General features: G+C 38.9%; 22 protein-coding genes. All 22 read left to right on the top strand.

From position 1 onward, the window contains the following. Nucleotides 1-76 precede the first annotated feature (76 nt). Entirely contained in the window at nt 77-1,183 is a 1,107-nt protein-coding gene (locus tag B5G04_RS13255; RefSeq protein WP_087251248.1) for a site-specific integrase, read from the top strand. A 162-nt stretch (nt 1,184-1,345) separates the two neighbouring features. Next, nucleotides 1,346-2,566, top strand: a complete 1,221-nt coding sequence (locus B5G04_RS13260; protein ID WP_087397665.1) for a transposase — start codon at nt 1,346-1,348, stop codon at nt 2,564-2,566. A 289-nt stretch (nt 2,567-2,855) separates the two neighbouring features. After that, nucleotides 2,856-3,482, top strand: coding sequence for a hypothetical protein (locus tag B5G04_RS13265; RefSeq protein WP_013616527.1), 627 nt, complete (start codon nt 2,856-2,858; stop codon nt 3,480-3,482). Between the two features lie 79 nt (nt 3,483-3,561). Beyond that, nucleotides 3,562-4,131 carry a DUF4274 domain-containing protein gene (locus tag B5G04_RS13270; protein WP_087397667.1) on the top strand — a complete coding sequence of 190 codons (570 nt, stop codon included), beginning with the start codon at nt 3,562-3,564 and terminating at the stop codon, nt 4,129-4,131. 74 nt (nt 4,132-4,205) lie between these two features. After that, nucleotides 4,206-4,757, top strand: coding sequence for a hypothetical protein (locus B5G04_RS13275; protein ID WP_087251718.1), 552 nt, complete (start codon nt 4,206-4,208; stop codon nt 4,755-4,757). 75 nt (nt 4,758-4,832) lie between these two features. Further along, a complete protein-coding gene (locus tag B5G04_RS13280) occupies nt 4,833-5,267 on the top strand; it encodes a hypothetical protein (protein WP_087251719.1) in 435 nt (144 codons plus the stop codon). A 145-nt stretch (nt 5,268-5,412) separates the two neighbouring features. Next, on the top strand, nt 5,413-5,886 hold the full coding sequence (locus tag B5G04_RS13285) for a hypothetical protein (RefSeq protein WP_239414107.1): 474 nt from the start codon (nt 5,413-5,415) through the stop codon (nt 5,884-5,886). Between the two features lie 76 nt (nt 5,887-5,962). Then, a complete protein-coding gene (locus tag B5G04_RS13290) occupies nt 5,963-6,556 on the top strand; it encodes a hypothetical protein (RefSeq protein WP_087251720.1) in 594 nt (197 codons plus the stop codon). Between the two features lie 51 nt (nt 6,557-6,607). Continuing rightward, entirely contained in the window at nt 6,608-7,741 is a 1,134-nt protein-coding gene (locus B5G04_RS13295; RefSeq protein WP_087251721.1) for an immunity 26/phosphotriesterase HocA family protein, read from the top strand. A gap of 77 nt (nt 7,742-7,818) precedes the next feature. After that, nucleotides 7,819-8,388: a DUF4274 domain-containing protein gene (locus B5G04_RS13300; RefSeq protein WP_087397667.1), complete on the top strand. Its 570-nt coding sequence runs from the start codon at nt 7,819-7,821 to the stop codon at nt 8,386-8,388. A gap of 56 nt (nt 8,389-8,444) precedes the next feature. Continuing rightward, entirely contained in the window at nt 8,445-9,209 is a 765-nt protein-coding gene (locus B5G04_RS13305) for a hypothetical protein (protein WP_018709299.1), read from the top strand. An 85-nt stretch (nt 9,210-9,294) separates the two neighbouring features. Continuing rightward, nucleotides 9,295-10,320, top strand: a complete 1,026-nt coding sequence (locus B5G04_RS13310; RefSeq protein ID WP_087250235.1) for a hypothetical protein — start codon at nt 9,295-9,297, stop codon at nt 10,318-10,320. Between the two features lie 79 nt (nt 10,321-10,399). Further along, nucleotides 10,400-11,509 (top strand): Imm5 family immunity protein, encoded by a 1,110-nt coding sequence (locus B5G04_RS13315; protein WP_087250194.1) that lies wholly within the window; start codon nt 10,400-10,402, stop codon nt 11,507-11,509. A 68-nt stretch (nt 11,510-11,577) separates the two neighbouring features. Beyond that, the gene (locus B5G04_RS13320) at nt 11,578-12,036 is read left to right on the top strand and encodes a DUF4375 domain-containing protein (protein WP_087250196.1); all 459 of its coding nucleotides are present in this window, start codon (nt 11,578-11,580) and stop codon (nt 12,034-12,036) included. Nucleotides 12,037-12,083: 47 nt separating this feature from the next. After that, on the top strand, nt 12,084-13,166 hold the full coding sequence (locus B5G04_RS13325; protein WP_087250198.1) for a hypothetical protein: 1,083 nt from the start codon (nt 12,084-12,086) through the stop codon (nt 13,164-13,166). A 129-nt stretch (nt 13,167-13,295) separates the two neighbouring features. Continuing rightward, nucleotides 13,296-14,198, top strand: coding sequence for a hypothetical protein (locus B5G04_RS13330; RefSeq protein WP_087250200.1), 903 nt, complete (start codon nt 13,296-13,298; stop codon nt 14,196-14,198). A 410-nt stretch (nt 14,199-14,608) separates the two neighbouring features. Beyond that, the gene (locus B5G04_RS13340) at nt 14,609-15,691 is read left to right on the top strand and encodes an Imm5 family immunity protein (protein WP_087250238.1); all 1,083 of its coding nucleotides are present in this window, start codon (nt 14,609-14,611) and stop codon (nt 15,689-15,691) included. 99 nt (nt 15,692-15,790) lie between these two features. After that, nucleotides 15,791-16,282, top strand: coding sequence for a DUF2004 domain-containing protein (locus tag B5G04_RS13345; RefSeq protein WP_087213691.1), 492 nt, complete (start codon nt 15,791-15,793; stop codon nt 16,280-16,282). 176 nt (nt 16,283-16,458) lie between these two features. Beyond that, nucleotides 16,459-17,535, top strand: coding sequence for a hypothetical protein (locus B5G04_RS13350; RefSeq protein WP_235353000.1), 1,077 nt, complete (start codon nt 16,459-16,461; stop codon nt 17,533-17,535). Between the two features lie 119 nt (nt 17,536-17,654). Beyond that, complete coding sequence (locus B5G04_RS13355) at nt 17,655-18,179, top strand: hypothetical protein (RefSeq protein WP_087250240.1); 525 nt, start codon at nt 17,655-17,657, stop codon at nt 18,177-18,179. Nucleotides 18,180-18,298: 119 nt separating this feature from the next. After that, entirely contained in the window at nt 18,299-19,156 is an 858-nt protein-coding gene (locus tag B5G04_RS13360; protein WP_087250242.1) for a helix-turn-helix transcriptional regulator, read from the top strand. An 82-nt stretch (nt 19,157-19,238) separates the two neighbouring features. Continuing rightward, complete coding sequence (locus B5G04_RS13365; RefSeq protein WP_087250202.1) at nt 19,239-19,850, top strand: RteC domain-containing protein; 612 nt, start codon at nt 19,239-19,241, stop codon at nt 19,848-19,850. Nucleotide 19,851: the final 1 nt, after the last annotated feature.

Genomic DNA, 19,851 nt, shown 5'->3' on the forward strand with positions numbered 1-19,851 from the left:
TCCATTATTTTGAACGATTGTTCAAAATATGCCGTTTTTTCACTACCTTTGAAGCCATGAAGCAAAATTCGACGACATGGACAAGGCTCAGAGGCAAAGAGGAAGCATCGTTCTTCACAAGGAAGAAAAGGATGGTGTGGATTATGTCCGGATAGAGTATGCAGGAAACGGGGCAATCCCCCTGCTGCTTGCCCAGGATACAGGCGTGGAAATGACCGGCAAGGATTCCGCTTGCATGGCGGCTGCCGTTTTCAAGCTGTCGGATTTCTACGACCGCTACTCTCCCCATGCCTACATTGATTACAGCCGGGTATATGTGCGGCATCCCAGACCCAAGAGGGAATACACGCTGCCGGAAGGCTATCTGGAACTGCTGGAACAGAAACGCTACAGCCCATCCACCATAAAGACCTACCGGGCTTATTTCAGCGACTTCGTGGAGTACCACAAAGGGCGCAACATCGACCGCCTGAAGGTGGCGGACATCAACAGGTACATTCTTTATCTTGTAAACGAAAAGAAAATTTCCGTTTCGCAACAAAACATGCGCATCAACGCCATCAAGTTCTACTATGAGCAGGTGAAAGGCGGGAAACGGCAGTATTACGGCGGCATCACACGGGCCAAGGAGTACAAGACCGTCCCGGAAGTATTGAGCAAGAACGAGATAAAACGCATCCTTGACCAACTGTCCAACATCAAGCACCGCTGCATGATTTCCTTGGTTTATTCAGCCGGATTGCGGCGTAGTGAATTGCTGAACCTCACACCAAAAGACATCAACAGCGAAATGATGTCCGTGCGTATCATGGGTAAGGGCAAGAAATGCCGCTACTCGCTGCTTTCGCCCAAGCTGCTGGAAGAGCTGCGGCGGTACTTCCGTGAATACCGACCGAAGAAATGGCTGTTTGAGGGCGAAACGCCCGGACAGCCGTACTCGGCAAGCGCATTGGTGAAAGTGCTGAAAGAAGCCGCCAGACGTGCAGGTATCAAGCACCGGGTGCATGTTCACATGCTCCGCCACTCGTTTGCCACCCACCTTTTGGAACAAGGGACAGACCTACATACGATACAGGAACTGTTAGGGCACAACGATATAAAGACCACTGCCATATATCTTCATGTATCGAGTGCGCACAAAGCCAAGATACCCAATCCGCTTGATTCGCTGGATGATTCGTAGGGTGCGGCTATTAGAGATTAGGAAACACACCTGCCAGGTGTCGGTTATCGAAATATCCTATACCTACAGGTGTATTTATAAACAAATTCAAGGCAAATTAAAACAACTAATATACAGCAACTTACAAACAAATAAACAAATGTAAAAAAATAACGGTAGTGAATGATTGATTTGATAGATTACATAGGAAGGTGTAGTTCCCGGAAAAGCACATATCGCTTGGCGGACTTTTTCAACCGCTGGTGGGACGAGTACGCACAGCACCCTGCGGAGTACATCACCCCCGAACAGTACAAGGCGGTGAACGCTATCCGTGTGTGCCGTACAGCCGCTTTGGGAATAGACACATACGTCTGCCCCGATTGCGGGGAGGTGCGGGAAATCAGTCATAGCTGCAAGAACCGTTTTTGCCCGTCATGTGGCTGGCGTGATACGCTGAAATGGGCGGCACGCATGAAGGAAAAGTTGCTGCGAGTGCCGCACCGCCATGTTGTGATGACCTTGCCGCATATCCTGCTGGACTTGGTGAAGCGCAATAAGAAAGAAATACTGAACATTCTGATGCGGACTTCGGCAGACACGCTGAAAGACTGGATGATGCACAAGTTCGGCTTGAAAACCGGGGTGATTGCCGTGCTGCACACCTATGGGGAAACAAAGCAGCTTCATGTACACACCCACATGATTATGTCGTGGGGCGGCATCGACAGCGAAGGTAAAATAGCCGTTCCCGAACATGATTACGTGCATATCCCCTCTATCCGCAGGGTGTTCCGCTACAAGTTTGAGAATGCGCTGATAGGACTGTTCGATGCGGGCAGGCTGGAACATGACTTTCACGACCGCATGGAGTTTATGGGCTTCATCAAAAGGGTGGCGAACAGAAAGGACTGGATTGTGCATCTGGAACCGCCCATACAGATGCCGGAGCAGGTGATACAGTATGTAGGCAGGTATTCCAAGCGGGCATGTTTGAGCGAGTACAAGATTACGGCAATGGACGGTGAGAACATTTCATTCCGATACCGTGATTATAAGAACTCACCCGACAGGAGAAACCCGGTGGAAAAGGAACTGACGCTGCATTACCGTGAGTTCTTTCCCCGGCTGCTGCAACACGTTCCCCTGCGCTATTTCCGCATCGTGAGGTATTACGGCTTCTACTCTAACAAAGGCAACCTGCCGGAAGAATACTTCGGACGGGATGAAAGCGAGATAGAGGAAGCCGGAGTGCAACAGGCAGAAAGTGAATACGAGAATCCTTATTTCTGCGAGCATTGCGGACGGATGAGAGTTTACAGCCACACTACGGTAACGAGTGGCGGCATCACATATACGGTTGTATTGGAACATTGCGACATACACCGGGAAAAATCGGCATGACAGCAATATGGGATAGCTATGCCCTGCCGTGAACAGAAACAGTAAAATCCCATAAAATAGAAGAAAGGAGAACAAAAAAATGAATGAAATACGGATAAGAGCTGTAATAAAACGAACCAGGTGCAGGAATGAACTTCACACCCCTTTCTGCCGGAAACAGCAGTCAAAAATTGAAGTTCTATATAAATATGTAATAGTGCATGGTGGGTAAAACTGCCTTGAACAAAGAAATGAAGCACCTAAACGGTGCTTATTTCCGAACCATTAGCAACAATTAAAAATAAGAAATATGAACTATAAAACAATGCTCGCAAAAGTTCTTGGAGAAAAAGAACTTATGGAAATGAATGTACAGACTATTAAAGACGATGAAAGCCTGTTCTATAAATTAGTGGATAAAAATTTCCTCTTAATAGTGGATTGGAGTGGAGAAGATAGACAAGGAATGTTGTATAACTTCTTCAACAACAGACTTCAATCAATGTTGGGGGTACAATTGGTTGTATCCGAAGATGAAGTTTATCAAAAATATAATCAAGAAATAGAAGAACCCAAACGAGGTGATTTCATTCCCTTTGCGTTATCCTATTTTGATAAGCAATTGGAAAAGCTTGGGGCAAGAGTTGTATTGCTTGACTTAGAAAATGACACTTATAACATATTGGTGGCTTATAAAAAAGATGCCAAAAAACTAAAGTCTATAAAATCTGATTTTTGGAAGTTATCAACTTTAGAGCAAAAGCAAGGTCGAGTGGTTATTTCCATAACCTGCCCTAATTGTAAAGATTTTGCATGTTATGACATGTTGATTGAAGAGGAAAGCAATATGGCAAATGAAAAGTGCGAAGTATGTGGAACACTCTTTTGGGATGAAAATGCAAATGAAGTTGTAGAAATGGAAAAGACTTATTATTAATGTAGTTGCTAACAAGCACCTGTGCCACTTAACAGTGGCAAGCTGCAAACCATTATCAATCAAAATAAATTATAATACTATGTACGAAAATTTAAGTGAGAAACGGAAACAAGAGTTGGATACATTGAGAGAATGGGCAGTTTGCGCTGGAGATGATTACTATTTTTCAATGGCTCAATCCGACTTTGAAAAGAGTATGAAAGGTTGCGAAAATGAAGAATTTTTTAAGGCATACTCACGTCAGCGAAAAATTGGAATGGAAGAATTTGCCAATGAAATATCAAGGCAAATAACATCAATTCACAATTCAGAAGAATTACATTATTTACTGGAGAGCTATAACTACGATGATGGCAATTGGACTATTATGCAGTGTATAAGCCATTCATGCTGTGATATACATACTGCACGAATGGTATATTGGCTTTTAAGTCCAGATTACTACTATGATAGTTATACAGACCTTGAACACGTTCCCGATTCTGACATAAATAAAGGAACTCCCAAAGTGCTGAAATTCATTGAAGAAAAAGCCCTATCAAAAGGGTTCGTACATAGTTTAACATCTGAATATGAAGACGAAGAAGTGCCAAGCTCGAATGAATATACGGGTAGGATACCAGATTCCTTATTCGCAGGCAAAGATTGATAACACGCACCTCAATCGCCTTAAACGGCGATTAGCTGCAAACCATTACCGATAATCATAAAAACAAATAAAATATGAACGAACGATATGCCAAATGTATTCCATTCGATAAGAATGTAAAAGGCAGGATTGGTGGTAATCCTCCTAAATGTATAGAAGAACAAATCCCCTGCGATTATAAGTTCTATGCAACATTAGTACATCCTGAAAAGGAGAATACTATGCTTTCTATCTTGATTCATCAAGACTATAATACTCTTATAGACAATAATATATATCCTTCAATAGCAGTAAAAATAGTAGAGCATGAATTTTCTGAAATTGGTAATTGTGTAGAAAGACGAAACGCTAATTTAAGAATGTGTTCTATTAGTGAATATTCAGAAAATAAGGATAGTGAGAATATGCTTGTAAAAATAGGTGGTACCCCTTCTCTGATTCAAGATGAAGAATACTATTATAAAGAATTAGAAGAACGGGGCTTTTCTTTTTTCTTGTCAATAGACGAGGATGGTTATAATGATGATGTTCTCATTGGCAGTTATCCTTTCGGATATGGAGCATTATACCTGTATAAGCATCATATAACCAATGAAATAATCGCAGGATTTTGGCAATGTTCGTAAAAAATCGGTAACAAGCACCTGTACCGCCTAACGGCGGCAAGCTGCAGCCCATTATAAACAATAAAACAAATTTTTATGGAAGATTTTGATATTCTAAAGAGATTTGACAATGATAAGCTAATAGATGTTGTGAAAAATTATAAGCGTTACGGCTATGATGATGAAATTCGTGATTATGCTATTAATTTATTGGAAGAAAGAGGCTGGAGCATTGAGGATTTGAAAACATTCGGTTATTGGGAAAATTCCGATTACGAAGAAGCATTGATACAATACAAAGCTTATTGTAGAAATTCACTGATAGCTGTCTGTGTCTTGGTATTAAGTCTTTGTATGCTGGTACCTATCTATCTTGTATTTGTTTTTATGGCATATCGGAATGTATGTAAGTTCTATCAGGCATTAGGGAGAAAGGAAGAAGCCGTATTCTCCTTTGACTTGTGTTGGCATGTTTTGTTGTTCTTCTACCTAAAAGAGAAAATGAAAGAGGAGTTAAAAGGAATAAGATAAGTTTATAACAAGGTCGAGAAAACAACTTAACGTTGTCTCTCACCGAACCATTAGCGAAAATATGTCAAAAATGAAACGGATAGAACTGTTTATGAATATACTATACTATTGTAATTATATGATTTTTTATAAGGTACAAAAAGGTATGGATTGGCTTATCTTCTCTATACTGGACAATACATGTACACGAGCGTTCTGCAAAAGCAATGGTTACTGGAAATATGTAAACAGCGTTAAACAGATGTATAATAAATCGATGTGGTTTTCAGAAAATAAAAAGAAACCGCCTGTTAATATTCTTAGTATGGCAGACACAGGAATTATTTTCTTTATTGGCATTAACTTATTTACAATGCTGAATGTCATGGATATAATAACAGATATAGGAGAGTATGACTTTTTCAATAATGAAATAGTGTTAGGATTAGGATGTATTATTTATTGCTTAATAATAGGTTTTACTCATAAAGTATTTATTGATAGAAACGATAAATATGTTTCCTATTTCAAAAAATTTAAAAAGCAGAAATTTTGGAAACTGTTTATATGGTATATACTATCTTATAGTATGTCTATAGCTTGTTTTTTTATAACTTTAAGGTTTACTCTGACAGAATAAATAACAGAAAGAGTATTTCGCTAACAACGCAGGATAACGGCAAGCCGTTCCCTGCTGAAGCATTAGATATAAAGACATGAGAATATTTGTATTGTATTGTTTACTCCTTTTCCCACTTGGCTGTGTTATAGCGAAAAACGGCTATGTGGCACAAAATTCAGTAAAGTATCATTCTTTGACTGAACAAGATACTCTTTATATAGAAACAGAAAAAACAGGATTTGAAACTCTATATAGACTGTGTTTTAATCAGCACGATGAAAAGAAGGTTGTTTTTGAGTTGAAAGCGGTAGATGATAGCAATATTGACTTCGTGCAAAGCTATACAATCAATGGAGTGAGAAAGTTTGATTGCTTTGCCGTGTATGATAATGTAGCGGACGGAAATCGTTTCCTATTCTTTGACTATGAGAGTCAAATTACTTATATAACGCCTACTTGTTTTTCCGGTTTCTATCCGATATGCAGTTCTGTGGACTTCTCAAAAACGGAAGTTCTGTTAAGAAACGAACATTACCCTTTAGGAGAGCCAAGCGACACGTTAAGTATCGACTGCAAGGTGACTTATGTGCCATTCGACTATAATAATCGAATTATAAAGGCATTTGTTGTTCCATACGCTCAAGTAAGAAAAGATAATAAATATCTAACAACGAAAGATAGCATCTGACGATGCTCCTTTCTAACCATTAGCAACAACTGATAAATAAAAGATAGTAATATGGAAACAGATATACCTTTTGAACTGACAAACGAACAGCGTAAATATTTAGGATTATCCCCAGTCGGTGATACTTGGAAATTAGTCTATTTTGAAAAGCAGTATTTGTATTATGATGGCAATATAATTCGTAAAAAGATAACAGTAGATGATGACGGTTCTTATTATGAAGCTGAGCTTTATGAGGTTACAGAAGAAAACCGCACTATCCTTTTACCCAAAACCAAGCGCGGAAAGCCTAAAAAGATGAATTATACAGCAACGTTGTCTTTCAGTCCGTTTGGTGTATATTTTATGTTTTCAGCAAAAGAAATAATCATAGCCAATTATACAACTCAAACAACATTCTACCATGAAAATCCGCAAAGCAATATATCCTTGAATGATTGGTTGAAGCAATGGATTTCTGAAACAACAGAAGAAGACCTGAAAGAAATTGAACTTTATAAAAAAGCCAAGCGGAAACACGTCAAATATAAAGAGGGGGATTTCTTCAGCTTTAAGATTGGAAGAAGAAAATGGGGATTTGGACGCATTGTATTGAATATTGCGCAACTACGAAAGTCTGCTACATTCATGGCTCAAAAGAATTATGGGTTAACTCATCTTATGGGGCAGGCTTTATATATAATGATTTATCAGAAAATAGCAGATACAACAGAGATTGACATAAACGAATTGAAACAGTGTAAAACCTTTCCCGTTCAGGCTATTATGGATAATACTATTTATTATGGCGAATACAAGATTATAGGAAACCTGCCTATAACAACTGATGAATGGGAGCCTATAATATCGTATGGCAGGAGTATTAGCGGACAGGATAAAGATACCGTATATTTACAATATGGAAGGATATTCAAAGAAACGACTATTGATAAATTTGATAAATATCTGAGGATTGAAAACATCATAAATCCTTATTGTAAAGAAGAAATAGGTTTTGGTATCAATAGTTATCACATTTTAGCCAATGAAATGAAATCATTAGTTACTGTTCAACGTAAACGTAAGAGTACAGATTTACGTGACCCTGAAAACATTGAAATAAAACGTGAGATATTTAGTTTCTTTGGATTAGACGCAGATAAGAGTTATGCTGAAAATCTAAAATTGGTGGGGATAAACGATTAAGTTGCTAACAGGGTCAAGTTAACAGCTAAACACTGTTCCTCACCAAAACATTATCAATCAAAATAAATTATAATACTATGTACGAAAATTTAAGTGAGAAACGGAAACAAGAGTTGGATACATTGAGAGAATGGGCAGTTTGCGCTGGAGATGATTACTATTTTTCAATGGCTCAATCCGACTTTGAAAAGAGTATGAAAGGTTGCGAAAATGAAGAATTTTTTAAGGCATACTCACGTCAGCGAAAAATTGGAATGGAAGAATTTGCCAATGAAATATCAAGGCAAATAACATCAATTCACAATTCAGAAGAATTACATTATTTACTGGAGAGCTATAACTACGATGATGGCAATTGGACTATTATGCAGTGTATAAGCCATTCATGCTGTGATATACATACTGCACGAATGGTATATTGGCTTTTAAGTCCAGATTACTACTATGATAGTTATACAGACCTTGAACACGTTCCCGATTCTGACATAAATAAAGGAACTCCCAAAGTGCTGAAATTCATTGAAGAAAAAGCCCTATCAAAAGGGTTCGTACATAGTTTAACATCTGAATATGAAGACGAAGAAGTGCCAAGCTCGAATGAATATACGGGTAGGATACCAGATTCCTTATTCGCAGGCAAAGATTGATAACACGCACCTCAATCGCCTTAAACGGCGATTAGCTGCAAACCATTAGTTGCAATATGAAAAGAGTAATTATACTTTATATTTTATTCTTGCTTTCACCTTTTACTTTTGCACAAAACTATAAGGAAACTATTCAAACAGAGATTGATGCAATAAACAAAATGACTTTGAGAATTGCATACCTTGTTCCTTTAGATAGTTTAGGAAAAGTAATAGAGAATGAATATATGGAATTTGATCAAATCCATTCATACAAAATCTTAGATGATGGTCAGATAAAGAATGCAAATATATTGTTTACTATGTATTTCGATAGCGATAACAAAATCAGGAAAGTGTTTAAGCGATGGGCTGACGGGGGTACATTGCATAGTATGGCATATTATGATTCTAATGGGCGATTGATATATGGAGTATATAATAAAGGCTATGAAACCCACGGAAAGTTGTATGCTGACGCTCCGGGTTTTCATATAGAGCATTTTCCTGAAGAGAATGAATGTAATGACTGTTTTGAAGCATACCTATTCTTATCTACGAAATGTATGGAAGCTCAGTATAATATAATATTACAGAGCCCCCCGAATGCTAAAAGGACGAATTTTACGCCACAAGTTGGAGATAGTGCCATACTATGCAGTCCCTACATTTATTCTTTACCTGATGGAGAAAAAATTACCGAAGGGGAAGATGGCATAGCAGTTAGTTTTGGAATGCCTGTTGTTATAAGTAAAATAGTAAATACCTGGTGTAGAATAAATTCCATTTTTAATGCCCATATAGGTTATGTACCTATTCAAGACATTGAAATCATTAAGTAAATATAGTAAGCAACTAACAAGGTCGAGCCAACAGCTTAACGCTGTTCCTCACCAAACCATTATCAACAAAAACGGAATTTTAATCATGAAAGCGAAACTGAAAATAATAAAAGATTGGGAGTTTGGCGGAATTGAATTGTCTGGCACTTCTTTCAAATATAGTCCACTTGGCGGCAAAGGGATGATAGCTCGTAGCGAAGAGGAAATAGTATTCTCTGTTTATCATTCACAGCAAAAGTCGAAAGGAGTGCTATGGATAAAAGGAGATATTTCCCGATTTATCCCCAGTCCAAAGCCCCAAGAAGTGCAAGACATTTGGCAAGACCCCGTACTTTTATCTTGCAACAACGGAATATTATTTCTTTGTGGAACCAGCAAAACTCTTTGGTGGTTATCTGAAATAAATGGCGATTGGACTTCTATTTCTATGGATAACTGGTGTGCCGGAGGCATACCTATGCCAATAGCTGTTACCGGAGAGCATGGTGTATTTCCTATTGTATGTAGAGTAGATAGGGTTTTGGAAGCAACGAACAGTTTCACAACTTTGACTGTCAATTTTGCAACAAAGACTGCCCGTTGGTCTGACATTGGTTCTTGTGTGTATAGCAAAGCTGGAACTCGGCAAGCACATCTTGATTCGGTGACAAAAGCGAATGGAGATTTCTCCAAAGCAGTTTTCAATTATAACTATCCTCTGATAGGTTCTATGCAAGAACAGACTGGACATTTATATGCTTTTTTGGAAAGTAGCACAACTAATCCAGTAGGTTTGGCTGGAATGGGATATTATTGGTATATAGAGTTGGAGTTTAACGGTTTGTTTAAAAATAAATTGTGGGGTAAAGACAATTTAAGCCGTTTGCCCGGAAAACATGGGATGCGAGGTAAATTCTCTGGGGATAGAACTTGGCTAATTTTATCTTCCATTTTCAAAACAGATGAGTGGAAAGGCAAGCAAAAACTATTGCGCCTTTCTGATTGTACTTTGGTTGACCTCGTTATGCCTCGTGGATATAGTGCTTTCCGAGTGTTAGATGTTTGGAATAACCGGGCATTTATCTGTAATGAAGATACCAAGCTGGCTCTTTGTGAAATAATATGGGAGTAAGTAATTATAAATGTTGATAACAAGCCAAGTTAGCTGCTGAACGCAGCTCCTTGTCAAGCCATTAGAAACAATTATTGCGATGAAACATACAGAAGCCATAGCCTCATTGACAAGTAAAGGTTTGAATGAAATCAATCATTCAAACAAAGGGCATTTGTCCCTGCCCACAAGACGTGCGATACTTCAAGCCATCAATGAACCGTATGTCATTGGACGAATTAGCATTTTGTGTGCGTTGAAAGTATATCCGATATGGAATGAATTTTTCAAGAACGATACGGAAATTATCGGACTGATTAAGAAAACGGAGAAATACCTGCTGGGGCAAACGGGCAAAAAGGATTTATTGAAAGATGCCGACCATTTGGACGTGTTTGCCGATAATTACATGGAAGATAATATTACAGCTGCATTTGCAGCCAAAGTAGCTGTTCATGCCGCTTATGATGCCGGGGCGGGTGCAGACAGGGTTGTCAGTGATTATGATTCTGAAGAAGAAATAGAAGACCCTGACGAATGGGATACCGCTTTCCTCGCAAGTTTAGTATATAATGGTGGTATTGTCGATTTGGATTCTGTTGATGACAGGCGCAATAAAGAGTTCTGGAACTGGTATCTTACCGATTGCATCAAAACTGCCTGTGTAAATGACAGCCTGCCATATCCAGCCCCCGCAAACAAAGCAACATCACCTGCAAAATACATTCCTTATCGTACACAATTACGTCTTTGGAAAGAAGATGCGAAATGTTGTGCCTGTATAAATGGCATCAAGGAAGTTTTAGTAAAAATGGTGGCTTTTGCCCAATGGAGTAAATGCGATTTTTACTGTTATACCGTTGAAAGTACATCTCAACCTGAGATTTATTATTACAAGGGAAACGAGCCAGTCTGGTTTGGTCCTAATGGTATTAAAATTTTAATATATCTTTCAGGAAAAGTAGAAAAGCTTAAAGACCTGATGTATTCTTTATGTCCGCAAGAAGGGGCTTTCTATCTATGTAAAATAACAATATATAAAGACAATCATATGGATATAAGATTTGATTACGATACACGAGACGAAAAACAGAAAGAGGCATTCAACGATAGTGACTTTAGTGAGGATTTCAGTAAATATCCACGGGCGAAAGAGTTCATTCCTGATTGGTTGGCAGATATACTGAAAAGGAAAAGAATAAGTTTCTAATAAACTGGGATAACGGACTAACGTCGTTCCCCGCTTAACCATTAGCTATAATAAATAGGAGGCAAAAAATGATGAACGATTTAGAAGAAATTTGGGAACAGAGTTTTTCTCAGCTCGGGTATAAGTTGGATTTAGTTAAGCCCAACTATCAAGAAATGGAACATGATGATAGGATGATAGCATCTCTATATTGGTTGGAATTGGAGATGTATAATGGTGGTTTTGTTCAATTTTTCTGTAATTGGGGTTATGATGCTTATTTACTTGCAGTTGAAGGTTTAGAACAAATAGGAGCTATTAATACCAAGGAACTATTATTGAAAGCTTATTCTATCATTGAAAAGTTTGAAGATGATGAACGTCTTGAAGAATTATGGGACTTACCTGAATATCTTACCCAATCAGATGATGATGAGTTATCGAAAATAGATGAAGAGTATTGGCAAGATAAGGAACAAATTTCAAGGCTTATGCTTCTGAAGTTTCATCTTGATTCAATAAAGAATATAGATAACAAGGAAAGTTAACCCCTGAATGGTGTTCCTTTCCAAACCATTACCCACGTAGTAAAGATATGTTTAGAACACAAATTGAAATATTTACTTCTCGCAGTTTTGGAAGGATTCCAAGACTTCCCGAAGATGGTTACATGGTAGATGATGTGACAGAATCCGTAATTCAGCAAATAATCGAGGATAAACTTATAAAGAGAGTTCAAATAAGCGATTATATTCCTGATACGGTTCTTGAAAAGTTGAATCGCATATTTATATCACGTCCTGATATTTCTTTTCGTGTATATGGAGGGGCTGATAAAACTTCTGGATATGAGGATGATTTCAATGGTTGGAATCTGGATTTCCTACGATTTGTTCCTGATGTACAAAATATCGAAATAGGCAGATTTGAATATAAGAATACTGACTTATCGATTCTTTCACGTTTGTCAAATCTAAAATCGTTAATATTAGACATTTATAATTTAAGGGATTTTTCTTTTATCAAAACACTATCAAGCCGGTTGGAGCATTTGTATATAGATGCGGTTTTGAAGAATGGTAAACCTGTGTTTGATTGTCAATGGCTTTTGCGTTTCAAAAATCTCCAATCCCTCTTTCTCGGGAAATTAGATAAGAATCTTGAATCTATTGTAGGACTAAGTCAATTGAAAAAGTTGGAATTAAGGGCTGTCAAGAACAAGGATTTGTCTTTCTTAAAACAAACGCCTATTAATGACTTGTCCATTTGGTGGTGTGACGGTTCAAAAATAGACTTGACGGTTTTGAGTGATTTTAGGACTTTGCGCCAACTAAGACTTTTTAGAATATCTAAATTGGATGATATTTCATTTGTTAGTACACTCACGGGACTTGAAAGGCTTGAGTTGATTTGGTTGGCCAATATTACTAAGATACCAAACTTATCCAATCTAAACAATTTGACCGAAGTTTATATTGACGACCTAAACAAGTTGGTTGATATTACAAGTCTTGTAAATGCTAAAAAATTGAGAAAAGTATATATGTCAGGCATTAAAAGTATGACAAAAGAATCTGTATATGCAGTATTAGATAATCCAAATGTGGAAGAATTACGTTGTTTTGGCGGAAAATCAGAAATAAGTAATATACAAATAAATCGAAGAAACAAAGAATAAATTACGTGGGTAACAAGCACCTGTTCCGCCTAACGGCGGCAAGCTGCATCCCATTATCAACTAATTCTAATTATCAGCAGATTGATTAATTTCCTAGATTATTATAACAGTACAAAAAACAACCAATATATGAATAGACGAATAAAAAAAATATTAGAAAATATAACAGATAAAGAACCTGATACATTCGTAGAAGAAAATAAACAAAAATTAGAACTTTTTGCAAAGACTCCTCATATTATTAGATTAGACTATTTATCCATGCGATTTGTTGCTAGTTTCTACTTGCGAAAATGCTGTAAATTATTTTGGTATGACCCTAATGAAAATAATTTTTGTTCACTTTTAGACTATTTATTTTACTATTATTCAAGTTATATTGTTTATTTTTCAGACTCGAATCGTAAAAATGAATTAGTGAATCAAGTCGGACTAACATCTGTCTTTTTGGGGGTTTTGACTTTTTTCCCAAAAAAAGAATCCGATATTATGCTATGTATTTTAATTGAAAGAATAGAAGATACATTAAAGAGTGATTTTCCTTATGTGTATTATCAAGATACAATTTTACCAGAATCAATTGTCATGTATGATAAATATTACAATAAAAACAACAGCCACCTGTTAAATATTTATACAGAGAAGAGGCTTAACCCCATATATGCCCAATTAATAGATAATATTTGCACAGATGACACGACTATGTTTAACCAACTAATAGATGATATTTGTATCTACCATTTACGAAAATGTAATGATGGTAACTTCTCTAAAAATGAGTTTTACTTTACAGAATGGCAATTAATTCCCACGGAAATATTGGTATTACTACGATACCGTCATATTCAAGGGAAAAATATAAAGTTTATAACAAACGAACTGATTAAGAGGTTCATTCCGTTTTTAACCTTAAAATCATTTATGCTTTCTGAAGAAACTATTCAATTTAGAGAAAAACTTTATAATATATATATGGAAAAAGTAATGGCAGAATTGGAAAATGAAAATATAACAAAAATAATAAATCTATAGTTATATTTTATTATGTACGAGAAATTCTTAGAAAAGAACATCAATAGTATAAGGCAGACAGTTGATGATGCCTTTATCGCTAAATACTCCGATTTGTCTTATCCAAAACTGACTGCTTTATGGCAAGAAGTTAGGTTGGGCAGCTATTGTGAAGGATTGCTTAAAATCATAAATCCGTCAAGATTACCAAGATGTACTAAACTCTTGTTATATTATGGACTATGACAAATCGTTTCTTCCATTCATGTGTACGACTTTCGGTGATATCTTTGACTTATATAGATATAAGTACACAAACAATCGGCATGTTCAAAGATTTAGATAAATTTTGAGTTTGAAAAAAGTTGATAACAACGCAGGATAACGGCAAGCCGTTCCCTGCTGAACCATTAGCGAAAACAGAAACCAGTATGATACAGCAAATAGAAAAACTTAAAAAAATAATCAATCAAAACAGCATGGGGCATTTGCCTTTATCCTATCGTGTTGATTTGATGAAACAAATAGGCAACCCCCAGACAGTGCAAAAAGTGTTGTGTGAGTGCTGCAAAAAAGCTTGTTCCTGCTTTCCAGAAGAATTTGGAGCAGAAAGCCTGTTATACGATGTCTTGTCGGAAATGGACAGTTATCTGTACAAGAATAAAGGAACTACCGAAAGCATATTGGCCTCAATAGAACGGCTGCGCAATTATGTGGAACAATCCGCAGACAGTCCCGAAGGCATGGCAGGTTGGGCTATCATAGCTTTGGGATATGCAATCCATTACGATGCAGCTTCCATATTGTCAATAGAGGATTATGATGGTGAAGATGATGATGCTTTCGACTTTGAAAGTTGGAATGCGGATTTTATAGGCTCGATAGCTTGCTCTGGCAGCAATCCTTTCGTGGAAACAGGAGACGTAGAGAAACGTAAGGAGTACTGGCTGTGGTATGTAAAAATGGTATTGGAAGTTTCTCAAAATCCAAATGCCAAATACCAGTCATTGCCAGTATGCAAAAGAGTAACTCCTTTAATTGATATACCTGTTCGTCATCAATTAGATTTAGTAAAAACAAATAAAAGAATATCTTTTGATGATATTAGAGATGCTATTTTACTTCAAATACCCTCTGGAATGAAATGGGATTTTATAGATGTTTTATTTGTATCATGCACCAGCAGTATGTTAAATATACGCTTTTCTACTGGAGATAAGATAAAAATAGGGACGATGGCGACCATCAATATATGCAAGGAATTTAGATTAAAACGAAAAGAAATGTATATGTATTATCCAAAGGAAGGAGCTTGGTTCTCTCTAAAAATGGTCATTAACTCAAATAGTTCTTACAATTTGGATTTTAATTATGATAATTGGGATGAAATTCCAAGTTATTTCCAGGAATTAGATTGGATTTTGAGCTTTTACACCAAATTTCCACGAAGTATAGAATATACCCCTAAGTGGTTAAGGAAAATAGTTGGAAGTAGAAAGCTGTACTTGACTTAGTTTCTGTGAGTATATAAAATAATTTCGCTAACAACGCAGGATAACGGCAAGCCGTTCCCTGCTGAACCATTAGTCGCAATTAATTAAAAACAAAAGAATATGAGCAAGAAGAATATTACTTATTTCGGTGAAGTAGATAATAAGGAAGAGGACTATTTTGAAGGTCATGTAATGATTTGTAACAAGGATGTCGAATTGTGTTTGGATTTCTGTGCTTATGAAGGCAATCCCAAGGATTGGTCGGCAGAGCTGGAAGGCTATCTTTCCAACCTTCTTAAATACAAGACAGAAATAGATAAATTCATATTAAAGGATTATGAAGATGGTGGCACAACGAATGAATATGTCCGTTGGCATCTTGATGAATGGGAAGCTATTGATGACTTGTTACCAAATGCCGATTCGACAAAAACAAAGGAAGAACAGTTTCTATCCTTGCTGATTCAGAGAGTAGAAACTATTACTTTTTATCCCGGTGATAATCACTATGCTGTTTGGGATTACATGATTGATAGTGAAAATTCAGATGAAATAGTCGTAGTACATACTGACAATAAAGGAAAAATATTAGATATTACTTGTGAAAGTTAAATATGCGACTAACAAGCACCTATGCCACCTAACGGCGGCAAGCTGCATCCCATTAAATAGCGTACATATATGAATAATACAACAAAAGTAAGAATTGTATATAAAAGTAAATTCATTGGTAACAAAGGAAGATAACCCCAGAACGGGTGTTTTCCACCAAACCATTAATCAGTAAAATGAATATGAAGTATTTGAAGAAACTTAGTATATATTTTGTTATCATTCTTGCCATCGTTTTGGTATGTGGCTTCACGGTACTTGTAATTAAGGAAGTAGATAAGGGCACATTTTATGACTTAGCCACCTCGGAGGCATTGGCCTTTTGTTTGCAATTGGGGATGGCAGCATTTACTGCCCTCATTCCATACAGTTTGAGCATCGCAACTTTCTTGAGTTTTTGGGCAATGAACGATGAAAAATGGACAGGCTTTCTCCGAAATTGGGTAATCGGTCTGGTTCTTGTTTTGCCTCTATCGGCAATGACCTATTACTATGACTGGTTTATACGTCCCCAAACAATGGCTGCATCTGTTGATAAAATAATAGAAATAAAACAGACTTATCCCCAATCGTTGGCAGACAAGTTCAGCATCGACCCGGAAGAAATATTGCACAATATACCTATGGTAATGCCCAAAACGAAACTTATAGCCCAAACAGATTCTCTTGAAACATCTTTTTTAGCTGATATTGACACGTGCGGACTACTGCTTTCAATGCTACCGGACACTTTGGCATCGAAAGCCTATGACAGCTATCAGTTGGAAACAATGGGCGTTGCCTATCAATATGCCGCTCATCCCGCTGCCAGCGAAGACAGTCTGATGTTCATAGCTCATACGGAATTGTACCGACACGCCATCACCGCATGGGAAACCTCCACCGAACTGCAACGCCATCAAAAAGAATATTTCGGCAGAACTCTCAACACTATATGTATATACGTCGCGTATATCCTGTTCGCTTTCTTGGGGTATCTGCTGCGCTACAAACCGATAAAGAATATATTGATGGTATTCGCGGTACTGATTGCCGCCGCTTGGATTTGTCATGAAATAGGTTCTATTGTTCAGGAACATGCGAAGAAACTGAACGGGGTGTCCCGTCAAGTCGTGGACGATACTTATAAGGAGATAGAAGGAATAAGAGAAAAGGAAAGAAATGCTGATAACGATTCGCTGAATTGTTTTCATGACAATTTGGTATATAGAGATAATGGCGAATGCCCTACTCGGGAAAACTGTCATCAATGACACTTTTTTCGAGTAGGATTTATCGTGTTTCTCATTCTGTACTTGCTGGCGTGTTACTGGATATTTGGCTTGGAATCGTAAAACAAGGTGGAAAAAGGATGCATCATTATTTATTAAGCATGAGGAAATTATTGGAGAAATATTACAATATAAATTATTACTGCACTTATAAGCTACTGTTCTTCATTTTCATGAGGATGCTAAACCCTTTCTATTGGCTAAGTCTCTCAAAATGGGATAACCGCTACATAAAATACTTAGTTTCGAGTAGTAAGAAAGCAGAAGAAACCGGAATGGATAAAGGCATCTATCTTCCTTGCAGCAGTAGGGCACTTATCACCCCATTCATCATCATCTGTTGGATATTCAGTCTTGTCTGCCTTGCCTGCACCAAAATACTAAGGGTACAATTAGTGCGTATTATTTTGGAAAACGGCATCATTTTTTATTCATTGCTCGTAGTCTTCATGATATGCGGATATTATATCAATGAAATATTCTTATTCAAGAACGACAAATACGAGAAGTATTTCGCCAAGTTCGAGAAGGAGAAAAAGTATCTGCTCTATTACGGCATCCATGTCGTTTCCCTGATTGTCCAGTTCGCGACTTTCTATCTGTTGCTTATGGAAATAGTGGTATAATGCTTGCCATAAACACAATATTTCCCTACCGTGCGGCATTTCCGGCGGAAAGCGGAACAACCGGACAGGGGCAACCGGTTATCTTTACGGATTCATCAAACAATAAAAACATATCTCTTATGCAAACAAATTTCATCGAACAGTTGTCCGCCACCGCCCCGGCAGGCTTGGAACAGGCCACCGCCGCCCTGTGCGGAGAAGTGAGAGGGCTGCTGAATGCCCGTACCCCAAAGCGTTACCTCGCGCTGGAACCCTATGCGCGGGACACAAACCTATGCCACCACATCCTCGACCTGCTGACAGGAAAGCCCGCGCTGCCGGATGTGTCGGCTCCCGGATGCCGCCCGCTGCTGATGCTGCTCGCCCTGTCGGAAGACACGGAAGTTCAGAACCGGCTGCTGCACGGACTGGTGGAGCCTTGGCGGAAAGCCTGCCGCACGCCGGAGATGCTCTACCTGTGCGACGTGCTGTACCAGACCCGCATCCCCCGTCCCCTGTATAATATGTGCAACGAGGTGTGCGACTACTTTTTCGTGGAGCGGCGCAAGCAGGTGAGCCACCAGCCCACACCGCTCACCGAAGCGGAGCTGCAATATGCCGAGAAACGGCTGAAGCCCCTGTATGCCGCCGTGTTCCGGCTGAAGGTGAACCGCTACAGCTACCGCACGAACAGCGTGGAGGAACTGGCGGGGATGCTCTGCATGAGCGCATCGACCTTCCGCGAGAAATTCAGCAAGATATACCGCCAGTCCGCCAACAAATGGTTGCGGGAGCAACGCATCGGACAGATACGGCGGGACTTGAAATACCACTACGACCGCCCGCTCAGGGAGATAGCCGAGAAGAACGGTTTCGAGTCCGCCAACCGTTTCTGGGAATTCTGCACGGGACAGATGAAGCAAAGCCCCAGCGAGCTGCACAAGGAGCTGTACGACGAGCTGTGCGCGGAACGGCGGAAGTTCTATTTGGGGGAATGACGGCATTTCCGGCGAAAAACGGAACTGCCACATCCATGTACACCGCTATTTTTGCCGTTCATAACCGATAAAATAGTTTCAAATGGATGTATTTTACCTGTGCCCCTACCTGCTTTTACTGGAACAGGGGGATTGCGATACCGAAAGGCTGAATGAGGCAAGCGACGATTTCATACGCCACCTCAGCCATCTGCATGAGGAACACGGCAACCACACCTGCGTGTTCCTCCATCTCCAATACACGAAGTTCCGGCTGACCGTCCTGCGGGAACGCTACCACAACAACGGGCAGAGCCATCTGGTGTGCTACTGCCATGTGGTGGGAGCTATCATGTATGTGGAAAACACGATGGAACGAATGGAAAAAAGACGGACGGGTTCCGGAAACGGAGAAGCCCGTCCGCCCGGCGACGGGCCTCCCGTGCTGTGGACTGACGATGCCATCCATCTTATTGAACTGCTTTATGCCTGCCATGAACTGAAGCTGTTCAATGACGGTGAAATCACGCTCAAGCAAGTGGTGGAATATGTGTGCGGCGTGCTCGGCGTGGACGTGAAAAACGCTTCGAGCTACTATGCCCGGATGCGGCGTCGGAAAGGCGACGACCGCACCTATTTCATCGACCGGCTGCGCGAAGCCCTGCTGCGGAAAATGGATACGGACGACGAGAAGCAATACCGGCGAAACAAATAAG

The sequence above is a fragment of the Bacteroides sp. An51A genome (genome assembly GCF_002161565.1).
Taxonomy (GTDB): Bacteria; Bacteroidota; Bacteroidia; order Bacteroidales; family Bacteroidaceae; genus Phocaeicola; species Phocaeicola intestinalis.